Below are 26374 nucleotides of genomic sequence, written 5' to 3'. Positions count from 1 at the left end.
TTACCTGCGTTGTCTGGTTGTCTGGGGCCCGCGCTTTTACACTGCCCCCATGCCGTCGCCGACCGGATCGTTGCCCGTGCTGTCACCGATCGACCAACGTGTGCTCGGCAGCCTGCTGGAGAAGCAGGTCACCGTGCCGGCGTCATATCCGTTGTCGCTCAACGCATTACGTACCGCCTGCAACCAGACCTCGAGCCGAGAACCGGTCACCGGCTATGCCGAGGCCGAGCTGGTGGACGCGCTGAAAGACCTCAAGGGCCGCGAGTTGGTCCGCACGGTGTGGACCGGGCAGGGTTCCAGGGTGATCCGCTATCACCAGCGGCTGGAGGAGCAGCTCGGGTTGGAGCCCGCCGAACGCGCGCTGATCACCGTGCTGCTGTTGCGCGGCGCGCAGACTGCAGCCGAATTGCGCACCCGCACCGAGCGGCTGCATCCGTTCGCCGACAAGCAGGCGGTGGAGACTGCGTTGGCCGCGCTTGCCGATGCCGAGCAGCCGCTGGTACGCCGGCTGCCGCCACAACGGGGCCACCACCGAGAGCTGCGCTGGATCCATCTGCTCGGCCCGGTACCAGGGGCCGACGGCTCAGCCGATCCTGACGCCGGGGCCGATGCTGCCGGCGCGGCCGACACCGAACTCGCGGTGACCCCGGAAGATCGGGACGCCGCGGTGCTCGCCGGGTACAACGCGGTCGCCGACGCCTATGCCGACACGTTCGCAGATGAGCTGTCCGGCAAGGACTTCGACCGCTGGCTGCTCACCAGGGTGGCCACCGCGGCCGGCGCCGACCCGGTCGCCGACGTCGGCACCGGGCCCGGCCAGGTCGCCGCCTGGCTGGCGGAGGCCGGCGCCGACGTCACCGGCTTCGACCTCTCGCCGGAGATGATTGCTGTTGCCCGGCAACGCTTTCCGGCGGCAAGGTTCGAGGTTGGCGACCTCACCAGGTTGCTGCGCCCGGCCACCGCGTCCGGTTGGGGCGCCATCACCGCCTGGTACGCGCTTGTCCACCTGGCCGGCAGCGAGCTGCCCGGCGCGATTGGTGCGCTGCGCCGGGTGCTGCGGCCCGGCGGGACGCTGGCCGTCGCGGTGCACGTCGGCGGCACGGTGGTGCACCGCGAGGAGTTTCTCGGCCGGCCGGTCGACCTCGACGTCGTCATGCACCAGCAAACCGCTGTGCTGGCGGCGTTTGCCGACGCCGGCCTCGAGCAGTTGGAGTGGTACCGGCGCGGCCCGCTCCCGGCGGAACGGAGCAGCGGGGTGGACACCGAGCGGCTGTACGTCCTCGGCCGGGCGCCGAGCTGAGCCCTGGCGCCGAGCTGAGCCCTGGCGCCGAGTTGAACCCGGCGACCGAGTTGAGCCCGGCCGAGCGTTGAGCCGGCGGCGGGCGGCCCGCGCCAACGCCCGGCGCTACGGATCTGCCCAGCGCTACGGATGAGCACAGCGCGACGGATTTGAAAGCCCCACCCCACGTCACGTAACCTCGTGGGGTTGCCTCGGCGAGGGCCGGTGCGCGGACGGGGAGCTTCCCGCCTCACGCAGCGAGCCGTGATCGACGCGGTGGGATGCACCCACGCTCGCGTCGCCACGCCCCCGCCGAGCCCCCACCGCAAGCCGAACACCAGCTCTGTACCGCCCCTGATTCAGCGCGCCGGCATTTGCCCGCGCCGCTGCCTCGCCCGGCGGGACGAGAACTCGCAAGAAGGAGCCACCGTGGCTGACACCACCCGCCTCTCCGCCGAACCGCGCACCGAGTTCGGCAAGGGCTTTGCCCGCCGGGCCCGCAAGGCCGGCAAGATCCCCGCCGTGCTGTACGGCCACGGCACCGACCCGCAGCACCTGTCACTGCCGGCCAAGGAGTTCGCCCGCGCCATGAAGGGCGGCGCCAACACCATTCTCACCCTCGACCTGGCCGGCGGCGAAGAGCTCGCCCTGCCGAAGTCCGTGGTGATCCACCCGGTGCGCGACTACGTCGAGCACGTGGATCTGCTGATCGTCAAGCGCGGCGAGAAGGTCACCGTCGAGGTGCCGATCCAGGTCAAGGGCGAGGCCGCCGCCGGCACCGTCACGCTGAACGAACTGTCGACGCTCACCGTCGAGGTCGAGGCGCTGCACATCCCCGATCACTTCGTGCTGGACATCGAGGAGGCCGAGGCCGGCACCCAGTTCCTTGCCGGTCAGATCGGCATCCCGTCCAACGTCGAGCTGATCACCGATCCCGAGGCTCTGGTGCTCGCGGTGCAGCACGCACCGACCGCCGAAGAGCTTGAGGCCGAAGACGCCGAGGCGGCCGAAGAGCTGGGCATCGAGCAGGACGCCCCCGAGGACGAGTCCGCCGAAGGCGAACGTGCGGGCGACGCCGAGGGTGGCTCCGACTCCGAGGAGTCCGGCTCCGAGAGCTGACCCGACCGATCTCGTCGCGGCGTATAGCTGCGCCGCGACGAACTGGCTGTGCCGCAGGCGCCGCCGGTGGCCACCCTCGTAGTGGCCGCCGGCGGCGCTTTTGTGTGCTGCGCCCGGTACTGCGTCCGCCGGTGCCGCGCCCGCCGGTGCCGCGTCCGCCGGTGTTGCGTCCGCCCGGATCACCCGTGCCGCTCGGCGGCCGCGGCGCCCCGCGATACCGTGACGGGCGTGACAGCTCCGCCAGCCGAACCCGTCCTCGTCGTCGGACTGGGCAACCCAGGGCCCGGCTACGCCGGCAACCGGCACAACGTCGGGGCCATGGTGGCCGACGAGCTGGCCGCCAGGCTGGGCGGGCGGTTCAAGACGCACAAGGCCGGCGCCGACGTGGTCGAGGGGCGGCTCGGTGGGCGCCGGGTGATCGTCGCCAAACCCCGCAGCTACATGAATGTCTCGGGCGCCCCGGTCAACACCTTGGCACGGTTCTACAAGATCTCGCCTGAGCAGGTGATCGTGCTGCACGACGAACTCGACCTGCCACCCGGCACCATCAGGGTCAAGCAGGGCGGCGGCGAGGGCGGCCACAACGGCCTGCGCAGCATCTCAAATGCGCTGGGCAGCAAGAACTATCTACGGGTGCGCTTCGGTATCGGCCGCCCGCCCGGTCGGCAAGACCCTGCCGACTTCGTGTTGCGAGACTTCTCCGCGGCCGAGCGCAAGGAATTGCCGATCGACATCGCCGATGCCGCCGACGCTGCCGAGCTGCTGATCAACCAGGGGCTGCTCGCCACCCAGAACCAGCTGCACTGAAGCCGTCCGGCGGCATTTGACCTTCGTCACCGAGCAGGTCTCACCGCCCGGCCCAGGGAGTAGCATCCGCGTGTCCGGATCGGGGAACATAGCGGGAGAACATAGATGACAAAGCTGTCGGATGGCACGGGACGCGAACCTAGCTCAGGGCCGGTGGATCCGCTGGAAGGCACCTCGCTGGCCAAACGGATCCGCATGGTGGTCGCGGCATCGTCCGGCAATTTGGTGGAGTGGTTCGACTACTACATCTACGCGGCGTTCTCGTCGTACTTCGCCAGCCAGTTCTTTCCCAAAGGCAACCAGACCAGCCAGTTCCTCGACAGCGCAGCGGTTTTCCTCGTCGGCTTCTTGGCACGGCCAGTGGGCGGGTACGTGTTCGGCCGGCTGGCCGACCGGATGGGCCGCAAGCGCGCCATGGTGATCTCGGTGAGCCTTGCCTGTCTCGGTTCGCTGATCTTCGCCTGCCTGCCCTCGTACGGCCATGGCAGCTACTCGGTGGGCGGCCTTGCGCCGGTGCTGATGATGCTGACCCGGCTGTTGCAGGGTTTCGCCGTCGGCGGCGAGTACGGTACCGCTGCCACCTATATGACGGAGATCGCGCCGCGGGAGCGCCGCGGGCTGTTCTCCTCGTTCCAATACGTGACGCTGATCGGCGGGCAGCTGTTGGCCAGCCTGGTCGCCACCATCCTGCAGCTGTTCCTGTCGGAGCAGCAGCTCACCGACTGGGGTTGGCGCATCCCGTTCCTGATCGGCGCCATGGCCGCCGTCGTCTCCTTCTTCCTGCGCCGCGGGCTGGCCGAGACCACCACCAAGGCGGACCGCTCGCAGGCGGTGTCCGGCACCTTCCGCGGCGTGCTGGCCTACCCGCGCTCGTTCTGGGTGGTGCTCGGGCTGACCTGCGCCGGCTCGCTGATCTTCTACGCATTCACCACCTATTCGAAGACGTACATGATCAACACCACCGGCATCAGCAAGCAGTCGGCGACCACCGTCACCACCATCTGCCTCGCCATCTTCATGTGCATACAGCCGCTGTTCGGCATGCTCAGCGACCGCATCGGACGGCGCACCTCGCTGATGGCGTTCTACCTGCTGATGGCCATCGTCACCATCCCGGCCTACGAGCTGATGAAGAACACCCGCAGCATCTTCGGGCTGATCTGCATTCTCACCGTGGTGTTCTGCGTGATGAGCCTGTACACATCGGTGGCCGGGGTGGCCAAGGCCGAGATGTTCCCGCCGGCGGTGCGGGCCATGGGCGTCGGCTTCACCTACGCCATCGGCAACTCACTGTTCGGCGGGTCCGCCGAATATGTGGCGCTGTGGTTCAAAAAGATCGGCCACCAGGGCCTTTTCGGTTGGTACGTGGTAGTTCTCAGCGTCGTCGGCCTGGTCGCCGCGTATTACATGTGGGACAACCGCAAGCGCAACTACCTCGACCATCACCACGACGACGTCCGCGAGCTGATCGGGTCGGGCCGCCGCCGCTGATCACCGCTGGTCGCCGGCCAGCAACCCGGCGGCGGCTGCCCGCTGGATCTTGCCTGACGGGGTCTTCGGCAGCGACCCGACCGGCGACACCTTGACCACCGCGGGCCGAACGCCCAGCTCGGTGGTGACGGCGGAGCGGATGCCGTCGGCGATGCGGTCGGCCTCGCCCGACTCGTCGTGCTGACGCGACTCCGCCAGCACCGCAAACGATTCCCGGCCGTGCGGGGTGCGCCACTTGACGGCCGCGGCGTTCCCGGCGCGCACCCCCGGTACCTGCTCGGCCAACCGCTCGATGTCGGTCGGGTAGATGTTCCGCCCGCCCATGATGATGACGTCCTTGACCCGTCCGCACACCACCACAACGCGGTCGTCAGGCGTCTCGGCAGCATCGGTTGTCGCGGCAGCATCGGTTGCCGCGGCAGCATCGGTTGCCACGGCAGGATCGGCGATCAGGTAGCCGAGATCGCCGGTGGCGAGCCAGCCGTCGGCGTCGAGGGTGGGCACCGGGCCGTCAACGGTGAGGTAGCCGGCGGTGACGCTGGCGCCCCGGATCTGCAGCTCGCCGACCTGCCGGTCACCCAGCACCTCGCCGTCCGGACCAACCGCCCGCACCTGCATTCCGGGCAGCGGCGGCCCCAGCGTCGGAAACTGGCGCACGCCAACGGCATCAACGCCAGCACCGCCGGCGCCGCGCTGTCCGGCGTGCGGCTCCGCAGTCGGATCAGGATCTGCCGTCGGGTCAGGCTCTGCCGCCTGTGCCGCAGTCGGTGCCGTAGCCGCACCGGTTCCGGGTGCTGCGACCGGTTCCGGCACCGGCACCGCCAGTCTGCGGTTCTCCAGCGCATCCGCATCGATGGTGTCGATTCGCAACGGCGTGCCCCAGGGGTGGAACGACACCCCGAGCACGGCCTCGGCCATGCCGTAGGCAGGCACCATGGCCGTTGCCGGCAGTCCGAACGGAGCGTCCGCCGCCAGGAACGCCCGGCACGCCGCGACGTCGATCGGCTCGGCGCCGTTCAGCGCGAACCGCAGCGTGCTGAGGTCGAGCGGCGGCCCCTCACCGCCGGCCCTCCGCAACGCACGGGCCGTCACGGCGTAGGCGAAATTCGGTGCGGCCGTGCAGGTTCCGCCGTGCTCGGAGATCAATCGCAGCCACAGCAACGGATCTCGCAAGAACTCCGAAGGGGTCACCACCACCAGGTTGATCGACAGACACATCGGCAGGGTAAGAAAACCCACCATCCCCAAGTCGTGGAACAGCGGTAGCCAACTGACCATGGTGTCGGTGGCCGGATCCAATCCCGCCGCCTGCCGCATCGCGGTGATGTTCGCCCACAGGTTGCCGTGGGTGATCCGCACCGCCTTCGGCGCGGCCGTCGAGCCTGACGTCAACTGCAGCAGGGCAAGCGCGTCCTCGCCGACCTCGGCGTCGGCCGGCACCGGCGACGACGCCGGCGGGCCCTCCTTCGGGTCCGACCCGGTTGCTTCGGCCGTCAATTCGTTCAGCTTCAGCACCTGGACGCCGGCGTCCCGCAGCAGCGCCGCGGCGGCGCTGAACGGGCCGGTGTCGAACGGCGCACCGAGCACCACCCAGCGCGCCCCGATCACCCTGAGGGCGCCGGCGGTGTGCTCGGCGAACCAGGCCAGGTCGGTGCGCGCGGTGGGTTGATGCAGCATGGTCACCGAGGCGCCCCGCCGCCAGATCGCTTGTGCCAGCGGCGCTATGTCGGCCGGGCGGCCGGCCAGCACCGCCACCGCGTCGCCGCTGCGCACCCCGGCGCCATCCAGCGCCGCGCTGAGCCGGTCGGCCTCGGCGCGCACCTGCGCCCAGCTGTGCCGGCGAGTGTCCCCGCCACCGGAACCGCCGTCGGGAACCGTTGTCACCATCCCGCGCTCGTCCGCAGCGGCGGTCGCCAACGCTTCCAAGAAGGCACTCATGGCCGAAACCATACAAATCCGCGATCGGCGCCGGCTCGCGCCGCTCTTGGCGACCGGTTGTTCTGCGCTTACAGTTCGTTATTTGTCCGGGTTACCAGCCGGTATCCGGCCTGCGAGGAAGGTGCGCCGATGTCGTCCACTGTCGATCGCCAGGCGAAGGGCGAACCGCCGGAGGGTCGTAACGACCTGCGGTTCAGTCCCTGGAACCTGCTGCTGCTGGTGCCGCCGCTGATGCTGGTCACCGCTTGGTACAACAAGCGCACCCCCGAGCTGTTCGGGCTGCCGTTCTTCTATTGGTTCCAGTTCGTATGGGTCTTCATCGGGGTGGCATGCGTCGCCGTCGTGTACGTGATGACCAGACACGTCGGCACCACCCCCGATCAGCCGCGGCTGCACGAGCCGGTGGATCCGACCGACCCGCTGGCCGGCGCCGACGCTGACAACAGCAGGGAGCTCGGCCGATGACCTCACGCAACTGGGTGGAGCTCATCGTCTTCACCGTGCTGTTTGTCGGCGTCGCCTGGATGGGGTTCTGGGCGGCGAAGTGGAAAGCCGGCCAGACTATGGACCACCTGGACGAGTGGGGGCTCGGCGGCCGCAAGTTCGGTGGCTGGATCACCTGGTTCCTGGTGGGCGGAGACCTGTACACCGCCTATACGTTCGTCGCGGTGCCCGCCCTGGTGTTCGGTGCCGGCGCGATGGGCTTCTACGCCCTGCCCTACACCGTTGTGCTGTACCCGATCATCTTCTTGCCGGTGGTGCGGCTGTGGTCGGTGTCGCGCACCCACGGTTACGTGACGCCGGCCGACTTCGTCCGCGGGCGCTACGGCAACCGCACGCTGGCGCTGATGGTTGCCGTCACCGGGATTGTGGCGACCATGCCGTACATCGCGCTGCAGCTGGTCGGTATCGAGGCGGTGCTGCGCACCATGGGTATCAACGGCAGCGGCCTGATCGGGCACCTGCCGTTGTTCGTGGCGTTCCTGGTGCTCGCGCTGTACACCTTCCGCTCCGGCCTGCGGGCGCCGGCGCTGATCGCCTTCGTCAAGGACATCCTGATCTACATCGTGATTCTGGTTGCGGTTTTCTACCTGCCGGCCAAACTCGGTGGCTGGGGCGCCATCTTCGACGCCGCCGAGCAGAAGATGAGCACCATCAATCCCGCCACCGGGGCACCCAGCGGCAACGTGATCCTCACCCACAACAACCAGCTGCAGTACGCGACGCTGGCGCTCGGTTCGGCCCTTGCGCTGTTCCTGTACCCGCACTCGGCCACTGGCGCGCTGGCGGCCAAGAACCGGAACACCCTCAAGCGCAACATGATCGCGCTGCCGGCTTATTCTTTCCTGCTTGGTCTGCTGGCGCTGCTCGGCTACGTCGCCATCGCGGCCGGCAGCAAGCCGGTGAACAACCAGGCCACCGGAAAACCGGATACCAACACCATCATCCCGGTCCTGTTCGACGGCCAGTTCCCGAGCTGGTTCGCCGGGGTGGCCTTCGCCGCCATCGGTATCGGGGCGCTGGTACCGGCGGCCATCATGTCCATCGCCGCGGCCAACACCTGGACCAGGAACATCTACAAGGAGTACATCAACCCGAAGGCCGACGCGAAAGCCGAGGCCAGGCAGGCGAAATGGGCATCGCTGATCGTCAAATTCGGTGCGGTGGCTTTCATCCTGTTCATCAACCCGCAGTTCTCCATCGACCTGCAACTGATCGGCGGGGTGATCATCCTGCAGACGCTGCCTGCGGTCGCCATCGCGCTGTACACCCGTTGGCTGCACAGTTGGGCGCTGGCGGCCGGCTGGGTGATCGGGATGATCTGGGCGGTCGCCACCCTTTACTCGATTCCGGGAGCGCCCGGCACCGGCAAGCTGCACTTCGGCGGCTCGGCCATCACCTTCGGCAAGATCTCGTTCTTCGGCTGGCATCCGTTCTCCGGCGCCTTGCAGGTGTGGGTGGGGCTGGTGGCGCTGGTGCTGAACCTTCTGGTCGCGGTGATCGTCACGGTGGTGCTGCGGGCGCTGAAGGTGCCGGAGGGGCCGGACGCCACCAGGGGTCGCGACTACCACGCCGACGACGGCGACTCGCACGTCCGTGCGGTGGCCGCGGAGCATTAACTCGGGGTTCCGCGCCGGGCGCGGGGACGTAGGTCCTGGCCGGTGCCGGGCCGGTACGGCAGGATGGGTGAATGGCGTACAGCGTGGTACGGGACTTCGTCGTCGACGAAAAGGACATGCGCCTGCATTCCAGCGGGATCGGCAGGCCGCTATTGCTGCTGCACGAACTGGCCGGTTCGGCCAGGTCGTTCACGGTGCTGGTGCCGCTGCTGGTGGCCGGCGGGCGGGAGGCGGTGGCGCTCGATCTGCCGGGGCACGGCCATTCCGAGGGCGTGCCGGGATCCGACCTGCACGGCGCCGCCTGGGCGGTGGCCGGCGCGCTGGACGAGGTGTGCGACGACCCGGTGGACGTGGTCGGCATCGATTTCGGTGGCTACCTGGCGCTGACCGTCGCCGCCCAGTTCCCGACCAGGATCCGCCGGTTGGTGGTGGTCGAACCGCAGGCGCCGCCGCAGGCCGGCCACGCCTCCGCCGGCATCGTCCCGGCCAAGCAACGCGCGCGTGGCGCGCTCAACGTGCTGATGTCCGGCCGCGGGGCGCTGCAACGCATGCACTCCACCGTCGGCCAGCTGCGCGCCGCCGACCCGCACTGGTGGAACGGTCTGGCCGCCATCCAGGCGCCGACCCTGGTGGTGGACGGCGGCGGTGGCCGCTCCGGCAACGGCGTCGACCTCGATGCGCTGGCCGACCGGATCAACGACTCCAAGCGCCTCTCGGTCGGCACCTCGCACCGGCCCTGGGTGACGGACGCCGGGCAGCTGGCCGACGCGGTGCTGGAGTTCGTGGCCTGACGGCGCGGCTTGCTGGTTCAGCCCTCGAGCCGTTCGGCCACCTCGAGCCACTCGGTCTCGGCGGCGTCCAGGTCAGCAGTCAGCGCGGTGAGTGCGGCATCAAGCTCCGCCGCCCTGACGTAGTCGTCGCCGACATCGGCGAGTTCGCCGGTGAGGTTGGACTGCTTGCGCCGCAACGATTCCAGTTGTTTGTCCAGCCGCTGCAGCTGCTTGCGCAGATCCCGCGCGGTGCCCTGGTCGATGCCGGGTTGCCCGGCCTCCGGGCCGGTGACGGTGGTGGCCGGCTGCTGCGCCGCAGCCGGCTTGCCGCGCCCGGCGTCGCCGCTCTGGTCGGCCCGTTCGCGGCGGCGCAGGTACTCGTCGATGCCGCCGGGCAGGTGAGTGATCCGGCCGTCGCCGAGCAGCGCGTACACGTCGTCGGTGACCCGTTCGATCAGGTACCTGTCGTGCGAGACCACGATCAGCGTGCCCGGCCACGAGTCGAGCAGATCCTCCAACGCGGTGAGGGTGTCGGTGTCGAGGTCGTTGGTCGGTTCGTCCAGCAGCAGCACGTTCGGGCTTGCCATCAGCACCCGCATCAGCTGCAGCCGGCGTCGCTGCCCGCCGGACAGATCCGCCACCGGCATCCACTGCCGGTTCGCCGGGAAGCCGAACTCCTCCGCCAGCTGCCCGGCGGAGAGCTCGCGGCCGGCCAGCGTCAGCCGGCCACCCACCTCGGTCACGGCCTCCAGCACCCGCAGCTCCGGGTTCAGCTCGGCGGCGTCCTGCGACAGATAGCCGAGCTCGACGGTGGCGCCGCGGCGGATCCGGCCGCCGGTGAGCAGGCTGGTGCCGCGCGGATCGTCGGCCAGCAGCCGCAGCAGGGTCGACTTACCCGAGCCGTTCACCCCGACGATGCCGATCCGGTCGCCGGGTCCGACCCGCCAGGTGACGTCGGACAGCAGCTGCCGGCCGGCGCCGTTACCGCCGCCGGCGGGCGCGGGTAACCGGACCGAGACGTCTTCAAGATCGAGCACGTCCTTACCCAGCCGGCGGCCGGCAAAGCTGTGCAGTGCCACGGTGTCTCGCGGCGCCGGCACGTCGGAGATCAGCGCTTCCGCCGCCTCCACCCGGTACCTGGGCTTCGAGGTGCGGGCCGGTGCCCCACGGCGCAGCCAGGCCAGCTCCTTGCGGGCCAGATTGCGCTGCCGTTCCTGCGCAGCCCGGTCCAGCCGTAGCCGCTCGGCCCTGGCGAACACCCAGTCCGAATAGCCGCCGTCGCGGATCTCCACCCGGCCGTCCACCACTTCCCAGGTGGTGCCGGCGACGGCGTCCAGGAACCAGCGATCGTGGGTCACCATCACCAGCGCGCCCCGACCGGATGCCTGCCGCCGCAACAGGTATGCCGCCAGCCAACTGACACCTTCCACATCAATGTGGTTGGTCGGCTCGTCGAGGATCAGTAGGTCGGCGTCGGTCACCAGCGCGGCGGCCAGCGCCACCCTGCGCTGCTCACCGCCGGACAATGACGCCAGCGGAGTGTCCAGCCCGATGCCGCGCAGGCCCAGCCCCGCCAGCACCTCACGGACGGCGCTGTCGCCGGCCCACGCGTGTTCGGCCTGATCGGCAAATGCCTGCAGCGCAACGTCTCTGACGGTCGCATCGGGCGAGAGCTGGGTCTGCTGAGTGACGGCGGCGATGCTCACCCCTCCGGCCACCGACACCCGCCCCGAGTCCGGGGTCAGCTGCCCAGCCAGCAGCGCCAGCAGGGTGGATTTGCCGGCACCGTTCAGGCCGAGCACCCCGATCCTGTCGCCGGCCTGCACCCCGAGCGAGACGCCGGAAAGCACCTGCGTGATCCCCAGGGTGATGCTGGCGATCTCCAGGTTGACCAGATTGCGGCCCGCCATCACACCACCCGCGCGCCCGGTACCGGCCCGGACGCGGTACGTACCGTCCGGCAAGTCCCGCTGCCGGCCATCTCGCCGGCCACCTGCTGGGCATGGTCGGCATCCGAGCACAGCAGCGCGACCGTAGGGCCGGAACCCGAGACGATCGCCGCCAGCGCACCGGATTCGGTTCCGGCCCTGAGGGTGCGGCGCAGCGCAGGGTCGAGCGAGACCGCGGCGGGCTGCAGGTCGTTGTGCAGCGCGGCGGCGACCTCGGACACCTCGCCGGAGCGCAACGCGGCGATCACGTCCTCCACCGCGCCTGACCCGAATCCCGTCGCATCCGCGTCCCCCGGATCGCCGGCGGGTTCCGGATCGGCCGCGGGTTCAGGGCCGCTCACCGGCGCGGGGTCGGTCGCGGACTCGGGGGCGAACGCGCCTGGCCGCGGCAGATCCGTTGCCGCATCAGCGGTTTCATCGACCCCGGCGGCGGCATCCGACCCGCCGGTAGCCGTCCCGTCGATGGCCGACCCGCCGGTAGCCGTCCCGGACGGTTCGCGGTCAGGGCTGGTGCGGTGCGCCAGCCGCAGCCGATCCAGCTCGGCGAACACCTCGGGAGTGGAGAGCCCGTCACCGGACAGCGCCAGCACCCAGTGCAGCGTCATCCTGGTCAGCACCGGCGACAACAACTCCCCCCGCCCGGTGCCGACCGCGGTGCCGCCGTGCAGCGCAAAGGCCACGTCGGACCCGACACCGGCGGCCACCTCGGCCAGCTCGTCGCGCGACAACTCCGCTCCCCACAACGCATTGCAGCCCACCAGCGCCGCAGCGGCGTCGGCGCTGCCGCCGGCCATCCCGCCGGCCAGCGGGATGGCTTTGATGATGTCGATCTGCACCGGTTCGGTGGCCATCGGCAAGCCCGACTCGCGCAGCCACTGCTGCAGGCTGCGGCCCGCGACCCCGGCCAGGTTCTTCATCCCCCGCGGTACGCCGAGCATCGGCCTGCCGGTGCCGAGCGCGGTAACGCTGACGCCCCAACGGTTTGCCCGGCGCAGCACCAGCTCGTCGTACAGGTCGACGGCGTGAAAGACGGTGCGCAACTCGTGATAGCCGTCCGGCCGCTGGTCGCCCACCGACAGCGCAAGGTTGATCTTGGCCGGGACCCGCACCCGGATCCGGTCGAGCGTTGTCGGCGGCTCACCGAAGCCGAACCCGCTGAGCGTCATTGGTCCGCCCGCCCGTTCGTAGCCTCGGCCCGGCGCGCCGCGTCGGCGATCGCGACAAACCCGGCAACGTCGAGAACCTCGCCCCTGGCACCGGGGTCGACCCCGGCGGTCCGCAACAGCTGCTCGGCGGCGGTCGCGGAGCCGGCCCAGCCCGCCAACGCCGACCGTAACGTCTTGCGCCGCTGGGCGAATGCCGCGTCGACGACGGCGAACACCTCGGCGGCCGGGGGCTGGTCCGCCCCGGCGAAGGCGTCGGTGTGATCCAGCCCGACCAGCGCGGAATCGACACCGGGCACCGGCCAGAACACCGATCTGGCAATGGATCCGGCCCTGCGAGTCGGCCCGTACCAGGCCGCCTTGACGCTCGGCGCGCCGTAGGTCTTGCTACCGGGCGGCGCGGCCAGCCGGTCGGCCACCTCGGCCTGCACCATCACCAGCACCCGCCGCAGCGACGGCAGGGTGGCCAGCAGGTGCAGCAGCACCGGCACCGCAACGTTGTACGGCAGGTTGGCGACCAGCGCGGTGGGCGGATCGTCCGGCCCGGGGAGGTCGGCGGCGGTCAGCCGCAACGCGTCAGCGGGGATCACCGAAAGCCCCGTGCTGAAGCCGTGCTCGGCGGCCGTCCTCGGCAGCAGCTCGGCCAGCCGCGGATCGATCTCCACCGCGGTCACCCGCTTGCCCGCGGCCAGCAGGCCGAGGGTGAGCGAGCCCAGCCCAGGCCCCACCTCGAGCACGTGGGAGTGCCCATCAAGGGCGGCGGTCTGCACAATGCGGCGCACCGTGTTGCCGTCGATGACGAAGTTCTGCCCGAGCGTCTTGGTCGGGCGCAGACCAAGTTCGGCAACCAGCCGACGGATCTCGGCGGCCCCAAGCAGCGTCGGCTGCGCGCTCACCGGTTCCATCGCCACCAGCCTAGGCAGCGCGGGCGCCGCAACGCCAATGCCGGCCTGGCGCCCGGCGTCGTTCGGGTGCCAGATGACGTTCGGGTGCCCGATGTCGTTCGGGTGCCCGGTGACGTTCGGGTGCTCAGTGTCGGCCAGGGAGCGGGCCGGTGTACTTGTCGAAGCCCCAGCCAAGGATCCGGGCGCACGCCCACGGCGCCAGCCCCTGCTGGGCGTACAGCCGCTCGGCCACAATGATCTGCTGATTCTTGGTGGCCCGGTTGGCCGACGGTGCGAACTCGCCGCCGCCGAACGCCAGCCAGGTCGAGGTGAGGAATTGCAGCCCACCCTTGGCCCCGGCCATGCCGTAGCCGAGATCCCAGCGACCGGACGATTCGCACATCGCCATCTTGTCCCAGGGCACGCTCCACGACACCGGATCGCCGGTCTCCTTGGCGCCGACAATCCTTTTCGGCGCCACCGGCGCCGCGGTGACCTTGTCGGCGATCACCTTCTTGCTGGTCTTGTCGTTGACCGTGGTGAGGCGGGTGACGATGGTGCGGGTGCCGGCCTTGCCCTTGACGTTCTTGGTCAGGCCCTTGCCAAGGTTCTTGTCGACAACAACGGTCGCCTTCGGCGCCGGGACCGGCCGGGTGCTGGTCTGCTCCGTCACCGATGTTCTGGTGACGACGATGCGTTGGCCCTCGCTCAGCGGGGTGTCGGCGCTCGGCGTCACCGTGTCGCGATCTCCGAGCTGAATGCCTTGCGCCGCAAGGAGTTCACCGACGGTACCGGCGACGGTGCGCACCGCCACCGGGCGCTCGGCGCCGTCGATCACCTTCGCCGAGTGCAGCTGCTGGGCGGTCAGGCTGACCCCCTTGGTACCGACCAGCCGGGCCGCCGGGTCGCGGGAGAACTGGTAGCCGGCCGGGTCGATGCCGAGCTGACGCACCGCGTCGGCGACGGTGTCGGCCTTGCTCCAGACCTGCCGGTGCTCGCCGTTCACGGTGACGCTGACCAGCCGGGCCCGTTCGATGGTGATCGTGGTGCCGGGCGCCACCGGGGCGGACAGCGCGGGGCTCACGGTGTCGTGGGTGCCGACGACGACGCCGGCGTGCGCCAGCACGTCACCCACCGAATCCAGGGTGGTGGTCACCGGCTGGCGGGCACCGTCGATGGTGACGGTCAGCTCTTTGCTGCCGGCACCGAAGGTGGGCCCGCCGACGCCGACCAGCAAGGTGGTGGCGGCAGCGGCGACGAACGCCGGCCGCTTCCACCCGAGCCGCCGGGTCGGGACCGGTTGATCGGCCGGGGTGCGGCGTTCGCCCGCCGGGGTGGGGATCGCTCGCCCGGCGCCGATGGTGGCCAGCGCGGCGGCGGCTTCGGGTCGTCCGACACCGACACCGGCACCGTCGCCGGCGTCCGGCCCCGCGCCGGTGTCGCCGTCACCGGGGACAACCGGCACCGCGACCGGACCTGGCGCTGAGCGCTTCGGCGCCCGCTCGGGTCGGGGCGGTGGCACCGTCCAGCTGCCACGGGCGGCGATCCGCAGCGCCAACTCGTCGGCCGCGGTGACGTGCGGCGGCGGCTCGCCGGCCGCCGGACGCGGGAGCGTGGCGAGGCGATCGGCCGCGTGAGCGACAGGGTCAGCCGCGACCGGGTGCCCAGCGGCGTCGTGGGCGCCCTGCCGGGGACGGGGCAGTACCCAGCCGGAGTCGGCCGGCGCTGCTGTCAGTGCTGTTGCTGTGGCTGCTGGTGTTGCTGTGGCTGCTGGTGCGGCTGTCACCGAAGCTGCTACCGAGATTGCCGATGCGGTGTCCGCTGGTTCGTCCCGGCGGGGACCCGGCAAGGTGCGCGTCACCGATGGGTGCGGAAGGCCGGCGAGATCTTCGGGCAGGATCCACCCACCCGGCAGCACACAGTTCGTCACACAGTTCCCTGGTGGCAGGGCGCCGGGTCAGCAAGCAAACGGCAAGTCACAGCGGACTCGCGGCCGACCACACACAGGCGCGATGCCCGGGCAGGGGAAGACGTACCCCCTTGCAGGAGCGCCCGACGGCGCGACAGCCCGGACTTCCCCATCCCGGCGGTATCACGGCAGGGTAACGGGACGGCAACGCTCCGGGCAACTCGGGCAACGATTGCCGCGCGGACGACGACGAATGTGCAGCTCAGAGCCGGTAGACGCGACGTGCGTTGGCTGCGAGCAGCCGGCAGGTGTCGGCCAGTTCTTCGCTGCTGGCCGGTCGGGGCTCGCCGGCCGTGCCGGTCGCGCCCGACGCTCTGAGGTCGGCGATGGCCCTGACGGTGTAGGGCAGCGCGGTCGGCTCGTTGACGGTGCCGCGGTGCGGGTGCGGGGTGAGGAACGGGGCGTCGGTCTCGGCCAGCAGCAGCTCGTCCGGCACCACGGTGACGGCGCGCCGCAGTTCCGGGGCGTTGCGAAAGCTGACCGGGCCGGCGAACGAGAGGTACCAGCCCTGCTCGGTGCAGCGGCGGGCGAACGCCTCGTCGCCGGAGAAGCAGTGGAAGATCACCTGCTCCGGCGCGCCCTCGGCGGCCAGCACGTCGAGCACCTGGGCGTGCGCGTCACGGTCGTGGATCATCAACGGCTTGCCGACGTCCTTGGCCAGCTGAATGTGCCAGGCGAACGCCTCGGCCTGCACCGCAGGGTCGGCGCCGACGCCTCTGCTTGGCCAGTAGTGGTCGAGCCCGGTCTCCCCCACCGCCACCACCTGCGGCAGTGCCGCCAGCTCGGCGAGCTCGGTCCTGGCGGCGTCGTCGAGCGCGTCGCTGCGGGTCGGGTGCAGCGCCACCGCGGCGGCCAGGGTGGCGTGCCGCCCGGCTGCCTGCGCGGCCCAGCGAGCCGAGGCCAGGTCGTCCGCGACGGTCACCACCGCTTCGACACCGACGTCGGCGGCCCGCCGCAGCGCCGCGGCGATCTGCTCGTCGGTGTCGGCTCCGGTGGCATCCAGATGGGTGTGGGCGTCGATCACGGGCGCCGGCAACGGTTCCGGCGCCGGCACCCGCGGTTTGCCGGTCAACGACGACGGGAGCGGCACCGTTCAGCCCGTCTTGGCCGCTGACGTGTCCGGCGCTGGCACTGTCTCGGCCGTTGTCTCGGACCGTGCCGTCCCGGATGCGGCCTCCGGTGCTGACGCGTCGGCGTGCTGGATCGGTGCCCAGCTCGGGCCGGTCTCGGCCAGCTCCGGCGGCAGCTTGGCGAACAGCGGGGACGGCTTGCCAAGCGGTGCGCCGACCGGGATCTCGTGACGCTGCCAACGGGCGCGTTCGCCGCGGTAGTCGCCGGCGAGCACCGGGTAGTCGGTGACGGCGGGGACGCCGACCCCTTCAACGTCGTCGTTGAAGTCGGTGACGGTGCGGACCTCCGGCTGGGCCGCCCACACTCCGCCGCGATCGCTTGCGCCCCACAGCATCTGGTCGATCTGTTGGCTGCTGTGCGGCAGGAACGGGGTGAGCAGCGCCTTGGCGTCGTCCACCACCTGCAACGAGGTGTGCAGCACGGTGCCGAGTCGCTCGGCGGCGGCCGGGTCGTCGGTCTGTTTGGCGAGCTTCCACGGCTCGGAGTCGGAGATGTACTTGTTCGCCGCCGACACCACCCGCATGGCTTCGGTGGCAGCCTGCCGGAACCGGCTGCGCTGCAACAGTTCTCCCACGGTGGCGAAGGCCGCCTGCGAGGTGGCGAGCAGCGCCGCGTCCGGCTCGGTACGAGTCCCCGGCGTGGGGATGGCGCCGAAGTTCTTGTGCGCCATCGAGATCGAGCGATTGACCAGATTTCCCCACTCGTTGGCCAGCTCCGAGTTGGTACGGCGGGTGAACTCGTCCCAGGTGAAGTCGGTGTCCTGGGTCTCCGGCCCGGCGACGGAGACGAAGTAGCGCAACGTGTCCGGTCCGAACTCGCGCAGAAAATCGCCGACGTAGATCACCGTGCCGCGGCTGGTGGAGAACTTGGAGCCGCTCATGGTGAGGAACTCGCTGGAGACCACCTCGGTGGGCCGTTGCAGCGCCCCGTACTCGCCGGGGCTGCCGCCCTTGTCGCCGTTGCCGTTGTACGCCAACAGTTCCGCCGGCCAGATCTGCGAATGGAAGGTGATGTTGTCCTTCCCCATGAAGTAGCGGTGCTGTGCCTCGGGGTTGGCCCACCAGTGGTGGTAGGCATCGGCGTCGCCGGTTCCGTCGGGGCCGCCGTACCGACGCGCCCATTCGATGGATGCGGACAGGTAGCCGATCACCGCGTCGAACCAGACGTAGAGCTTCTTGTCGCCGCGCTCGCGCCAGCCGTCCAGCGGCACCGGGATGCCCCAGTCGATGTCGCGGGTCATGGCCCGCGGTTTCAAATCGTCCAGCAGGTTGAGCGAGAACTTCAACACGTTGGGACGCCAGTCTTTTCGACTGCGCAGCCACTGTCCGAGGGCGGTGGCGAGTGCTGGTAGGTCCAGCATGAACTGCTCGGAGTCGACGAATTTCGGCGTCTCGCCGTTGATCCGGCTGCGCGGGTTGATCAGGTCGATCGGGTCCAGCTGGTTGCCGCAGTTGTCGCACTGGTCGCCGCGGGCACCGTCGTACCCGCAGATCGGGCAGGTGCCCTCGATGTACCGGTCCGGCAGGGTGCGGCCGGTGGACGGGCTGATCGCGCTCTGCGAGGTCTTGGTGAAGAAGTAGCCGTTGCGGTGCACCGCCCGGAACATCTCTTGGGTGACGGCGTAGTGGTTGCGCGTCTCGGTGCGGGTGAACAGGTCGTAGCTGATGCCCAGCCCGGCCAGGTCGTCGACGATCACCTTGTTGTAGCGGTCGGCCAGCGTCCGCGGCGAGACGCCCTCGTTCTCGGCCTGCACCAGGATCGGGGTGCCGTGTTCGTCGGTCCCGGAGACCATCAGCACGTCGTTGCCGGCCATCCGCTGGTAGCGCGAGTAGATGTCGGCGGGGATGCCGAACCCGGATACATGGCCGATGTGCCTCGGGCCGTTGGCATAGGGCCAGGCCACCGCGGTGAGGACGGGAGTGCTCATACCGTCAAGGCTAGTAGCCGGCGGCAACCGGCTTGCCCGCCCGCCGGACTGCTAGCGGCGGTGCGGGTCGGGCGTCAGCTCTTGTCGGGAATCCCGGCGGCCTTGTCCAGTTCTTGCAGCAGCTGGTGGGCGGCGAGTTCGATCGCCTTGTGCCGCCACTCGGCTGCCCGGTACACGCAGGCGATCAGGCCGCTGCGGTGCACCCGCCGAAAGTCGCCGTAGACAAACGCATATCTGGCCTTGGTTTCGTCGTTCGCGCCATCGGTCAGGCCGAGATGCCAGGCCGCGTACTGCTCCCAGCTGTGGTCTTCCAGGTAGGCGTTCTGCGCCTCGGCGTCCGGTTGCACCTCGCCCCACTCGGAATCCAGCACGTACTCGCGGCCGTCGATCAACTGTCGGCACTGCTCGACCGCGGCCTCGTTGAGTTGATAGTGAGCCATCACCGAATTCAAGCACCGTTGGGTGCCGACCGCCGGATCACGCTGATGTCGGAATCGCCGCTGGCCGACCGCTGGGCGGGGGGCGCTCGTTGTGCCGAAACCTTGTGCCGCAAGATCGTCCCGCCCGTCCCACGAGCCGCGGCTCGTCCCGCAAGGCGCGGCTCGTCCCGCAAGGCGCGGCCCGTCCCGCAAGGCGCGGCCCGTCGCCCAGCGGCGGCCCGGCGGCCCGTCATAGGGTCGAGCGGTACCCGACAACGGCGCGCGCCGAGCGACCGCGCCACCGAAGGAGATCGGCATGCCTGGTGAGCTCCCCGAGATCAACCGCTCCACCTCCGACCAACCCGCCACCGCAGCGGCCGCCCGCACCCACGCCGGGCTCAGCCGGCGACATCTGTTCGCGGGAGCCGGCGCGATCGGGGCCGGCGCCGCGCTGCTGAACTCGCCGCCGGTCGGCGCCACCACCCGCCCGGCAGTGGCCGCCGCTGCCGCCGGCACCGACCCGGTGTCGTTGCTGCGCACCATGATCGGCTTCGACACGCAGAACTTCGGGCAGGGCGGCAAGACCCGCCCGCACGCGGAATGGCTGCAGTCGGTGTGGCAGGCGGCGGGCGTCAGCGCCGAGATCATCCCGACCCCGCAACCGGACAACGTGCACCTGATCGCCCGGATCAAGGGCACAACCGCAGCGCCGCCGCTGCTGTTGCTCGGACACTCGGACGTGGTGCCGGTGGAGACCGAGAACTGGTCACAGGACCCGTTCGCCGGCACCGTGGTGAACGGCGAGATCTACGGCCGCGGCGCGCTCGACATGAAAGGCACCAACGCCGCGTCCATCGCCGCCCTGCTCAAGCATCTGGGCGAGGGCGCGAAGTTCGAACGCGACATCATTGTGCTGACCGACTGCGACGAGGAGGCCGGCCAGTACGGCTCCGGCTGGCTGGCCGAGCAGCACTGGGACAAGCTCGACGCCGGGATGGTGCTGACCGAGGGCGGTTGGCTGCTGGCCCAGCGCGACGGCCGCACGCCGATGCTGATCACCGTCACCTGCCAGGACAAGGTCTACTTCAACGTTGATCTGGTGGCCCGCGGTACCGCCACCCACTCGTCCAAGCCGATGCCGGACGCCGCCATCGCCGCGGTGAGCCGGGCGGTCGCCGCGTTGGACGGTTTCGCCGGGCCGGTCCGGTTGACCGACCTGACCAGGGAGTACTTCGGCAACCTTGCCGCGGCCACCCACGACCGCGCCTTCGCCGCCCAACTCCGCAAGCTGTTGGACGCCAAGTCGGACCCGCAGCGGGAGAAGGCGGCGTTGGCCGTGGTGAATCGCTCCGACTACCCGTACCTGCATTCGGCGTTGCTGCGCACCACTTTTGCGTTGGTGATCTCCGAGGCCGGGTACAAAGAGAACGTGATTCCGTCGTCGGCGACGATTCGGCTGAATTGCCGTGGGGTGCCCGGCGGGCAGAAGCCGCGCGAGTTCCTGGCGGCGCTGCGGCAGCGGCTGGCCCGCACCGGAGTCGAGGTGAAGCTGGATCTGTACGGCACGGATTCCGAGGCCGCCATGCTCGACCAGCTGGACAAGACCTGGGCCCGGCCCGCGGCTTCGCTGGACACCCCGCTGTACGAGGCGATCGAGCAGGCGGCGGGCGAGGCCTACAAGGGCGCGGTGTTCTCTCCAGCCCTGTTCGAGGCCGGCACCAGCCTTGGGCCGTGGCGCGAGAAGAACATTCCCGGCTACGGCGTCTACCCGTACGTGATCACCAACGACCAGCTGATCGCCATGCACGGCAACGACGAACGCATCTTCACCGCAGCGCTGGAGAAGGGCACCGACTTCATGTACCGGGTGTTCGACCGATTCCGGGCATGACGGCGGCGGAGCAGCCGGGCCGGCCGGTGCTGATCACCGGCGGCGCCGGCGGTATCGGGTCGGTGACGGCCGCGCGGTTCGCGGCCGCCGGCGACCGGGTGGTGGTTGCCGACCGGGACGGCGACGCGGCGCGGCGGGTGGCCGCCGGCATGGACGGCGCCATCTGGGTGGAACTCGACGTCACCGATGAGGCGTCGATAGCCGCTGCGCTGCAACAGGTTCGCGGTGAGCTTGGCGCCGTCCGGGTGCTGGTGAACAACGCGGCGGTGGCCACCGACACCCCGTTCGAGCAGCTCAGCCGCGCGGCTTGGCAGGCCGACATCGAGGTCAGCCTGACCGGCGCGTTTCTGATGTGCCGAGCCGTGTTGGGTGACCTCGGCGACGGCGGCGCCATTGTCAACGTGGCATCGGTGAACGGCGTCGGCTACTACGGCAACGAGGCGTACAGCGCGGCGAAGGCCGGCCTGATCAGCCTGACCAAATCACTGGCCGTTCGCTACGGCGCCGACGGAATCCGTTGCAACGCAGTGCTTCCCGGCACCATCCGCACTCCGATCTGGGACCGGCGGCTGGCCGCGGACCCGCAGGTGATGGACAACCTGACCCGTTGGTATCCGCTGGGCCGAGTCGGTACCCCGGACGACGTGGCGGCCGCTGTGGCGTTTCTGGCCTCTCCCGACGCCGGCTGGATCACCGGGGCCGCACTGCCGGTGGACGGCGGGTTGTTGGCCGGGAACGGCCCGATGACGGACGACATCGTCGGCGCCCGCGAATAGCCGGCCAGCAGTGGCGCTCGCCACAGCCGGCCGGCACGCTTGACGTGGGCGTTGAAATCGGATTCCATATCGAGCGTCCTGCACCTTCGTCCAGCCATTGGAGCTGACTCGCGGCATGAAGATCATGACGATCTACGCCCACCCCGCCGACACCATCACCAACTGCGGAGGCACGCTCGCCCGGCATGCCGACGCCGGCGACGAGATCGTCGCGGTGATCCTCACCCACGGCGGCCGCATTCATCCGAACAAGTACGCCGAGGAACTCCGCAAGGAGAACCCCGACGCCGCGATCGCCGCCGCCGGCATCGAAGAGATCGCCGAGAACAAGCGCGAGGAACTGCGCCGTGCCGCCGAGATCATTGGCATCGACACCGTTGTCACCCTCGATCACGACGACGTGATGGTGACCGTGCAGCCCGAGATGGTCGAGCAGGTGGCGCGCCTGGTGGCCGAGCACACCCCGGACGTGGTGATCTGCGACTACCCGCACAACACCGCGGTGCTGTCCGCCTCGCACACCCTGGCCACCATGACGGCCATCGCCGCCATCGAGCGGGCCGGCATGTACCTGAAGAACGTCGACGACCAGGCCGAGGTCGACGTGCAGCAGATCTTCCTCGGCGGTTACCCGAGCTTCGCCAACGACGCCCTCTCCACCTACGGCCAGCGCAACGACCTTTACGTCGACATCACCCCGGTGGTCGGCCGCAAGATCGCCGCCATGGACTGCTTCGAAAGTCAGGGCTACGCAGGACTTTTCGCCCGCAAGCTGATCGAGTCCAACAACGGCGAGTTCGGCAGGGCCGCCGGCGTCAACTTCGCCGAGGCGTTCGTCCGCTACCGCCCCGAGACCCACGAGCTGCTTCCCCTCGTGCCCCGCGGCCGAGAAGATGTGCTGACCCGCCACGTGGCCTACTCCCAGATCAACGTCCGCGACCAGTTCCCCCTGCCGTAGCCGTTGTTGGCGTAGCGGCCGTGCGGTTCTGCTGGCGGCGCTGCGCGGCCAGGGAGTTCGCCTACGAACCGCCTCACCGCCGAGACAGGTGCCGGGCAACGCCGGTCTGTTCTACCTGAGCTGCCTCCAGAGGCCGAAAACCCTGAATATCGGCCGGTTTTGCCACACTGGCGGCAGCTCAGGTACAAAACCGGCGCACCAGCCCGGCGGGGTCCGCCGGTGCGGAGCGGCATAGGGGTGGCGGGTGGTGAGCACTCTGCAGCGCCCGCTGGTTCGGCGAGCCCGCGAGCCGGGGCAGCAAGCGAAGCCAGTGAACACCGGGCACCCCGAAGCCGCGCAACGCGGCCACGAACCGCTCGGCACCGGACCGGGTTCACGACGAGCCGAAGCCCGCAGCGCCGCGAACGCCCAGGTGCCCACGCCGGCTACGGAGCCGGGGCGTAAATGCCGAGCTCGTAGATCGAGTAGCCCCACTTGCTCTTGCGCTCGACACCCTGCATCCGGACGTAGTTGACCGGCTCGGCGCTGTCCAGGTTGATCACGTCGAAGGCGCAGCTGGAGTCGTTCACCGTCGCCGCGTCGGTCCAGGTGCTGCCGTCCACCGATGTCTGGATCTTGTAGGCGTTGGCGCAGGCCGCTTCCCAGCTGACGGTGACGGCTCTGACGTCGGCGGGCCTCGCCAGTTTGACCTGCACCCAGGAAGCGTCGTCGTAGCCGGAAGCCCAACGGGTGGACGGGTTGCCGTCGTTCACGTTGCGGGCCGGGAAGCTGGGGGTCTCGGTGCTCGACGCGGTGGCGGTGCCGCCCAGTGCCACGTTGGTGACGTTGCCGGCTTCCCACAGCTGCAGGGTCAGCGACAGCCGTGCCAGGTAGCTGTCGAGCACGCCGTCCGCAATCCGCACCGGAGCGTTGCCCCAGGTGTTGCGCGACGGCTCCACCCGCACGGCTGAGGCCTGCCGCTGCGACTCCGCCGACGCTGCGGCCAGCTTCTCCGAGTCTGCCTGGTCACCGTCCAACCGGGCCTGCGCGGCGTCCAGCAGCTGCAGCAGGCTCTTGCCCCACAGCGCGGTCGCGTCGAGCCACGGTTTGGCCTCGGCGACGAAGCGCGGATCGACCGCTCCGGCCCTGATAGTGCTTGGCGCGTCGGCGATCTGCTGGGCGTAGGGCCGCAGCGCGGCGATGGCGCCGGCTCGGTCGCCCGAGTCCCAGGTTTTCCAGAAGGCGTCGATGCGGGCGGCCAACTCCGGCGATTGGGCTTGCCACGGCTGGGCTTCGAAGGTCGGTGCCATGTGGTTCAGGTCGGCGAAGACCCGCAGTGCCGCAGTGGCTTTGGCGTCGCCGTCGGACAGATAGCGCATCGACTGGGTCCAGCTGCGGTCGACGGCGTAGGCGGTGTCGTTCCAGGTGAAGTCGGCGAACCCGAAGACGGCGATCTTGCTGGCGGCCGCCTGGTTCATCGGGTTGGACACGATGCCGGCCAGGTATTCGGACAGGCCGGCCTCGCGCTTGGCGTAGGGCGCCAGCAGCAACCGTCCCGCGGTGTTGCCGAAGTCGTTCACCGGGTAGTTGTCCCACAGGAACGGCTTGCGGCCGAAGGCTTTTGCGGCGGCTTGGGCCTGCTCGACGGTCACCGACTTGGGCACGACACCCTCCCCGGTCCACATCACCACAACGGCCGGATCCAGCGCGCGCAGCGACTGCTTGTACGGGGTGTCCGTGGTGTTGTAGTACTCGGTCGGCACCATCTGCAGCGGCCGGGCACCCTCGTGGGTGGCGATGAACTCGCGCTGCACCTTGTTCAAGAAGTCGGCCTGGGCCTTGCCGGCATTGCCGGCGTTCGGCGCACCGTAGGCCTGCTGATCCTGGGTGCAGTGCCAGCTGCTGAGGTTGATGTCGTCCAGCGGAATGCTGAACGCCCGCACGCCGATCGAGTACATCTGCTCGAACTTCGCCGTCACGGCGGCCAGATCGTCCGGGCTGCTGTAGCAGACGGTGTTGCCCGGCGAGAGCGCAAAGGTGAAGGCCACCTTGTTCTTCGTCGCGGCGCCGACCAGATCGGTGAGCTCGGCCAGCTTGTCCGCGGGATACGGCTCCCGCCATTTCTCCCGGTGGTACGGATCGTCCTTGGGCGCGTAGATGTAGGTGTTGGCCTTGATGTCGCCGTAGAAGTCCATCTGGTCCAGCCGGTCCTGCTGGGTCCACGGCTCGCCGTAGAAGCCCTCGATGACGCCGCGCAGCGGCATCGCCGGGTAGTCGCTGACGCTGGCCGCTGCCAGCCGGGAGCGTCCGGGCGAGCCCGCGGTGAACAGTTGCCGAAGCGTCTGCACGGCGTAGAACTGGCCGGAGGCGTCCACCCCGCCCAGCGCGACCGTCGCCAGTGGCCCGCTGCGACCGGTCACCCGCAGGGCGTAGCCCTCGGCGTGCTCCGGCACGTTCGTCCCGGCCAGCGCCGCGGCGATGTCCGGCCGGTCGGCCGCTCCCAACAGGATGTTCAGCGGTGCGTTCCCGCGGGTGCTGCTCACGTCGATCCGCGCGACGCCCCGCGCCGTCAGCTCTTTGCGCAGCGCGGCGAGCGCGTCGGCGTCGGTCTCCGGTCCGGTGACGATCCCGACCCGGCCGGGGACGACGACGTCGCCACCGGTGCGCTGAATCTGTTGCGGGGTAGGCGATACCACAGGCAACGGCTGGTCGGACGGTGCCGCTGCCCGTTGGCCGGGCGCGGCGGCCTGGCTCGATCCGGCCGCGGCGGGGAGCGCCAGCAGTACGGACGCGGCCAGACAGACGGCGGTGGTGGTTGCGGTGGCGATGCGACGCACGTTTCCTCGATTCTTCGGCGGTGGAGAATCCGGGCCCGGCTCGCCGGTGCCCCGTCGGCGCCGCTGGCAGCGGCGGGGTGCACGGGTGGCCGTGGCAGCAGCCTAGCCGCTCGAACTTGATCCAGAAAGCACCGTTTCGTGCGCAATCAATCATCGCCGTCGTCGCAGAGGGTGACCGAGCGCGTCCACCGAACCCGGAACGGAGCGGGTCGGCCGCCGCGGGTCAGCGCTGGACGCCGTACCGCATGCCGTCGAACAGCAGGTTCACCGCGCGTTCGCTGCGGTCTTCGGCGGCGGCGCGATTGGCGGCGCATATCCCGTGAATGTTGGTGGTGACGTCGGCCGGCTCGATGTCGGACCGCACCACGCCGGCCGCGGCGGCCGCGTCCAGCAGCATCTTGGCGGCGCCGGCCAGCTGCTGGCGGTTGGCGGCGAACTGGTCGACCTGCTCGGGGGTGTTGCGCACCCTGTCGAGCACATCGATCAGCCCGCGCTTGGTGCGTCCGTGCCGCGCGAAACGAATCATCCACTGCCGCAACGCTTCTCCTGGCGGAAGCGTGTCGGCCAGTAGCTGCGCCTGGGTGCACAGATCGTCGAAGTCCTGCTGGTACACCGCCAGCCCGAGCTCGTCACGGTTGCCGAAGTGGCGGTACAGGGTGCCGATGCCAACACCGGCCTCGCGGGCGATCGCCTCCAGCGAGGCCTCGGAGCCGTCGCGGGCGAACGCATCGGCCGCCACCTTCAGGATGGCGTCCCGGTTACGACGTGCGTCGGCGCGCATCGCAGCCTCCCTCTCCCACTCAAGCCTTCTCCCGCTCAAAACTGTTACTGCTCAAAACTGTTACCGCTCAAAGCTGTTACCGCTCAAACCCACGACCGCTCAAACCCACGACCGCTCAAAACTGCTACCGCCCAAGCCGTTTCGCGCTCGGGCGCTGGGCCGCGCGGACTCCACCATACGACCGGC

Annotated in this window: 20 protein-coding genes; 10 read left to right on the top strand and 10 right to left on the bottom strand. The window is 69.9% G+C overall.

From position 1 onward, the window contains the following. Positions 1 to 49 precede the first annotated feature (49 nt). From HKD39_RS08820 to HKD39_RS08805, 4 genes are all read left to right on the top strand, one after another. Positions 50 to 1300, top strand: coding sequence for a DUF480 domain-containing protein (locus tag HKD39_RS08820; RefSeq protein ID WP_171199509.1), 1251 nt, complete (start codon positions 50 to 52; stop codon positions 1298 to 1300). 408 nt (positions 1301 to 1708) lie between these two features. After that, positions 1709 to 2398 (top strand): 50S ribosomal protein L25/general stress protein Ctc, encoded by a 690-nt coding sequence (locus tag HKD39_RS08815; protein ID WP_171199508.1) that lies wholly within the window; start codon positions 1709 to 1711, stop codon positions 2396 to 2398. Between the two features lie 219 nt (positions 2399 to 2617). Beyond that, positions 2618 to 3205, top strand: coding sequence for an aminoacyl-tRNA hydrolase (gene pth, locus HKD39_RS08810; RefSeq protein ID WP_171199507.1), 588 nt, complete (start codon positions 2618 to 2620; stop codon positions 3203 to 3205). Between the two features lie 195 nt (positions 3206 to 3400). Beyond that, entirely contained in the window at positions 3401 to 4696 is a 1296-nt protein-coding gene (locus HKD39_RS08805; RefSeq protein WP_343074667.1) for an MFS transporter, read from the top strand. Here the strand turns inward: HKD39_RS08805 and HKD39_RS19510 are convergent, their stop codons facing one another. Then, the gene (locus HKD39_RS19510; protein ID WP_171199505.1) at positions 4697 to 6634 is read right to left on the bottom strand and encodes a fatty acyl-AMP ligase; all 1938 of its coding nucleotides are present in this window, start codon (positions 6632 to 6634) and stop codon (positions 4697 to 4699) included. 129 nt (positions 6635 to 6763) lie between these two features. Between HKD39_RS19510 and HKD39_RS08795 the strand changes: the two genes are divergently transcribed. From HKD39_RS08795 to HKD39_RS08785, 3 genes are all read left to right on the top strand, one after another. Then, on the top strand, positions 6764 to 7099 hold the full coding sequence (locus tag HKD39_RS08795) for a DUF3311 domain-containing protein (RefSeq protein WP_171199504.1): 336 nt from the start codon (positions 6764 to 6766) through the stop codon (positions 7097 to 7099). Further along, complete coding sequence (gene mctP / locus HKD39_RS08790; protein ID WP_171199503.1) at positions 7096 to 8754, top strand: monocarboxylate uptake permease MctP; 1659 nt, start codon at positions 7096 to 7098, stop codon at positions 8752 to 8754. Before HKD39_RS08795 ends, mctP begins: the two co-directional genes overlap by 4 nt. 71 nt (positions 8755 to 8825) lie before the next feature. Beyond that, entirely contained in the window at positions 8826 to 9545 is a 720-nt protein-coding gene (locus tag HKD39_RS08785) for an alpha/beta fold hydrolase (RefSeq protein WP_171199502.1), read from the top strand. Between the two features lie 17 nt (positions 9546 to 9562). Here the strand turns inward: HKD39_RS08785 and HKD39_RS08780 are convergent, their stop codons facing one another. The 7 genes from HKD39_RS08780 to HKD39_RS08750 all read right to left on the bottom strand — a co-directional run bounded on the left by HKD39_RS08780 (position 9563) and on the right by HKD39_RS08750 (position 18987). Next, a complete protein-coding gene (locus tag HKD39_RS08780) occupies positions 9563 to 11434 on the bottom strand; it encodes an ABC-F family ATP-binding cassette domain-containing protein (protein ID WP_171199501.1) in 1872 nt (623 codons plus the stop codon). Continuing rightward, on the bottom strand, positions 11434 to 12639 hold the full coding sequence (gene ispE / locus HKD39_RS18760; protein WP_212754314.1) for a 4-(cytidine 5'-diphospho)-2-C-methyl-D-erythritol kinase: 1206 nt from the start codon (positions 12637 to 12639) through the stop codon (positions 11434 to 11436). Before ispE ends, HKD39_RS08780 begins: the two co-directional genes overlap by 1 nt. After that, positions 12636 to 13541, bottom strand: a complete 906-nt coding sequence (gene rsmA, locus HKD39_RS08770; protein ID WP_171199500.1) for a 16S rRNA (adenine(1518)-N(6)/adenine(1519)-N(6))-dimethyltransferase RsmA — start codon at positions 13539 to 13541, stop codon at positions 12636 to 12638. Before rsmA ends, ispE begins: the two co-directional genes overlap by 4 nt. A 124-nt stretch (positions 13542 to 13665) precedes the next feature. Then, entirely contained in the window at positions 13666 to 15306 is a 1641-nt protein-coding gene (locus HKD39_RS08765) for a ubiquitin-like domain-containing protein (protein ID WP_171199499.1), read from the bottom strand. A gap of 385 nt (positions 15307 to 15691) precedes the next feature. Continuing rightward, complete coding sequence (locus HKD39_RS08760) at positions 15692 to 16579, bottom strand: YchF/TatD family DNA exonuclease (protein WP_171199498.1); 888 nt, start codon at positions 16577 to 16579, stop codon at positions 15692 to 15694. A 3-nt stretch (positions 16580 to 16582) separates the two neighbouring features. Beyond that, positions 16583 to 18547: a methionine--tRNA ligase gene (gene metG, locus HKD39_RS08755; protein WP_171199497.1), complete on the bottom strand. Its 1965-nt coding sequence runs from the start codon at positions 18545 to 18547 to the stop codon at positions 16583 to 16585. Positions 18548 to 18621: 74 nt separating this feature from the next. Continuing rightward, a complete protein-coding gene (locus HKD39_RS08750; protein WP_171199496.1) occupies positions 18622 to 18987 on the bottom strand; it encodes a hypothetical protein in 366 nt (121 codons plus the stop codon). Positions 18988 to 19282: 295 nt separating this feature from the next. Between HKD39_RS08750 and HKD39_RS08745 the strand changes: the two genes are divergently transcribed. From HKD39_RS08745 to HKD39_RS08735, 3 genes are all read left to right on the top strand, one after another. Then, positions 19283 to 20857 carry a M20/M25/M40 family metallo-hydrolase gene (locus HKD39_RS08745; RefSeq protein WP_171199495.1) on the top strand — a complete coding sequence of 525 codons (1575 nt, stop codon included), beginning with the start codon at positions 19283 to 19285 and terminating at the stop codon, positions 20855 to 20857. Then, a complete protein-coding gene (locus HKD39_RS08740; RefSeq protein WP_171199494.1) occupies positions 20854 to 21633 on the top strand; it encodes an SDR family oxidoreductase in 780 nt (259 codons plus the stop codon). The genes HKD39_RS08745 and HKD39_RS08740 overlap by 4 nt, the downstream gene beginning before the upstream one ends. Positions 21634 to 21748: 115 nt before the next feature. Beyond that, entirely contained in the window at positions 21749 to 22591 is an 843-nt protein-coding gene (locus HKD39_RS08735) for a PIG-L deacetylase family protein (protein ID WP_171199493.1), read from the top strand. Between the two features lie 425 nt (positions 22592 to 23016). Here HKD39_RS08735 and HKD39_RS08730 read toward each other — a convergent pair whose 3' ends face one another. After that, positions 23017 to 25407, bottom strand: a complete 2391-nt coding sequence (locus tag HKD39_RS08730; RefSeq protein WP_212754312.1) for a glycoside hydrolase family 84 protein — start codon at positions 25405 to 25407, stop codon at positions 23017 to 23019. A gap of 223 nt (positions 25408 to 25630) precedes the next feature. After that, positions 25631 to 26188, bottom strand: a complete 558-nt coding sequence (locus tag HKD39_RS08725) for a TetR/AcrR family transcriptional regulator (protein WP_171199492.1) — start codon at positions 26186 to 26188, stop codon at positions 25631 to 25633. Between the last annotated feature and the right edge of the window lie 186 nt (positions 26189 to 26374).

Origin of the sequence: Nakamurella aerolata, from assembly GCF_013002705.1 — a bacterium.
GTDB classification, from domain to species: domain Bacteria; phylum Actinomycetota; class Actinomycetes; order Mycobacteriales; family Nakamurellaceae; genus Nakamurella; species Nakamurella aerolata.
Note: the sequence above shows the minus strand (reverse complement) of the source record. Positions and strands in the feature narration are given on the sequence as shown.

Coding starts and splice junctions, on each gene's coding strand:
- ispE (WP_212754314.1), bottom strand. CDS start 12,639: ATGACGCTCAGCGGGTTCGGCTTCGGTGAGCCGCCGACAACGCTCGAC.
- HKD39_RS08795 (WP_171199504.1), top strand. CDS start 6,764: ATGTCGTCCACTGTCGATCGCCAGGCGAAGGGCGAACCGCCGGAGGGT.
- metG (WP_171199497.1), bottom strand. CDS start 18,547: ATGAGCACTCCCGTCCTCACCGCGGTGGCCTGGCCCTATGCCAACGGC.
- HKD39_RS08785 (WP_171199502.1), top strand. CDS start 8,826: ATGGCGTACAGCGTGGTACGGGACTTCGTCGTCGACGAAAAGGACATG.
- HKD39_RS08725 (WP_171199492.1), bottom strand. CDS start 26,188: ATGCGCGCCGACGCACGTCGTAACCGGGACGCCATCCTGAAGGTGGCG.
- mctP (WP_171199503.1), top strand. CDS start 7,096: ATGACCTCACGCAACTGGGTGGAGCTCATCGTCTTCACCGTGCTGTTT.
- HKD39_RS08750 (WP_171199496.1), bottom strand. CDS start 18,987: ATGGCTCACTATCAACTCAACGAGGCCGCGGTCGAGCAGTGCCGACAG.
- HKD39_RS08740 (WP_171199494.1), top strand. CDS start 20,854: ATGACGGCGGCGGAGCAGCCGGGCCGGCCGGTGCTGATCACCGGCGGC.
- HKD39_RS19510 (WP_171199505.1), bottom strand. CDS start 6,634: ATGAGTGCCTTCTTGGAAGCGTTGGCGACCGCCGCTGCGGACGAGCGC.
- HKD39_RS08805 (WP_343074667.1), top strand. CDS start 3,401: ATGGTGGTCGCGGCATCGTCCGGCAATTTGGTGGAGTGGTTCGACTAC.
- HKD39_RS08735 (WP_171199493.1), top strand. CDS start 21,749: ATGAAGATCATGACGATCTACGCCCACCCCGCCGACACCATCACCAAC.
- rsmA (WP_171199500.1), bottom strand. CDS start 13,541: ATGGAACCGGTGAGCGCGCAGCCGACGCTGCTTGGGGCCGCCGAGATC.
- HKD39_RS08780 (WP_171199501.1), bottom strand. CDS start 11,434: ATGGCGGGCCGCAATCTGGTCAACCTGGAGATCGCCAGCATCACCCTG.
- HKD39_RS08820 (WP_171199509.1), top strand. CDS start 50: ATGCCGTCGCCGACCGGATCGTTGCCCGTGCTGTCACCGATCGACCAA.
- HKD39_RS08745 (WP_171199495.1), top strand. CDS start 19,283: ATGCCTGGTGAGCTCCCCGAGATCAACCGCTCCACCTCCGACCAACCC.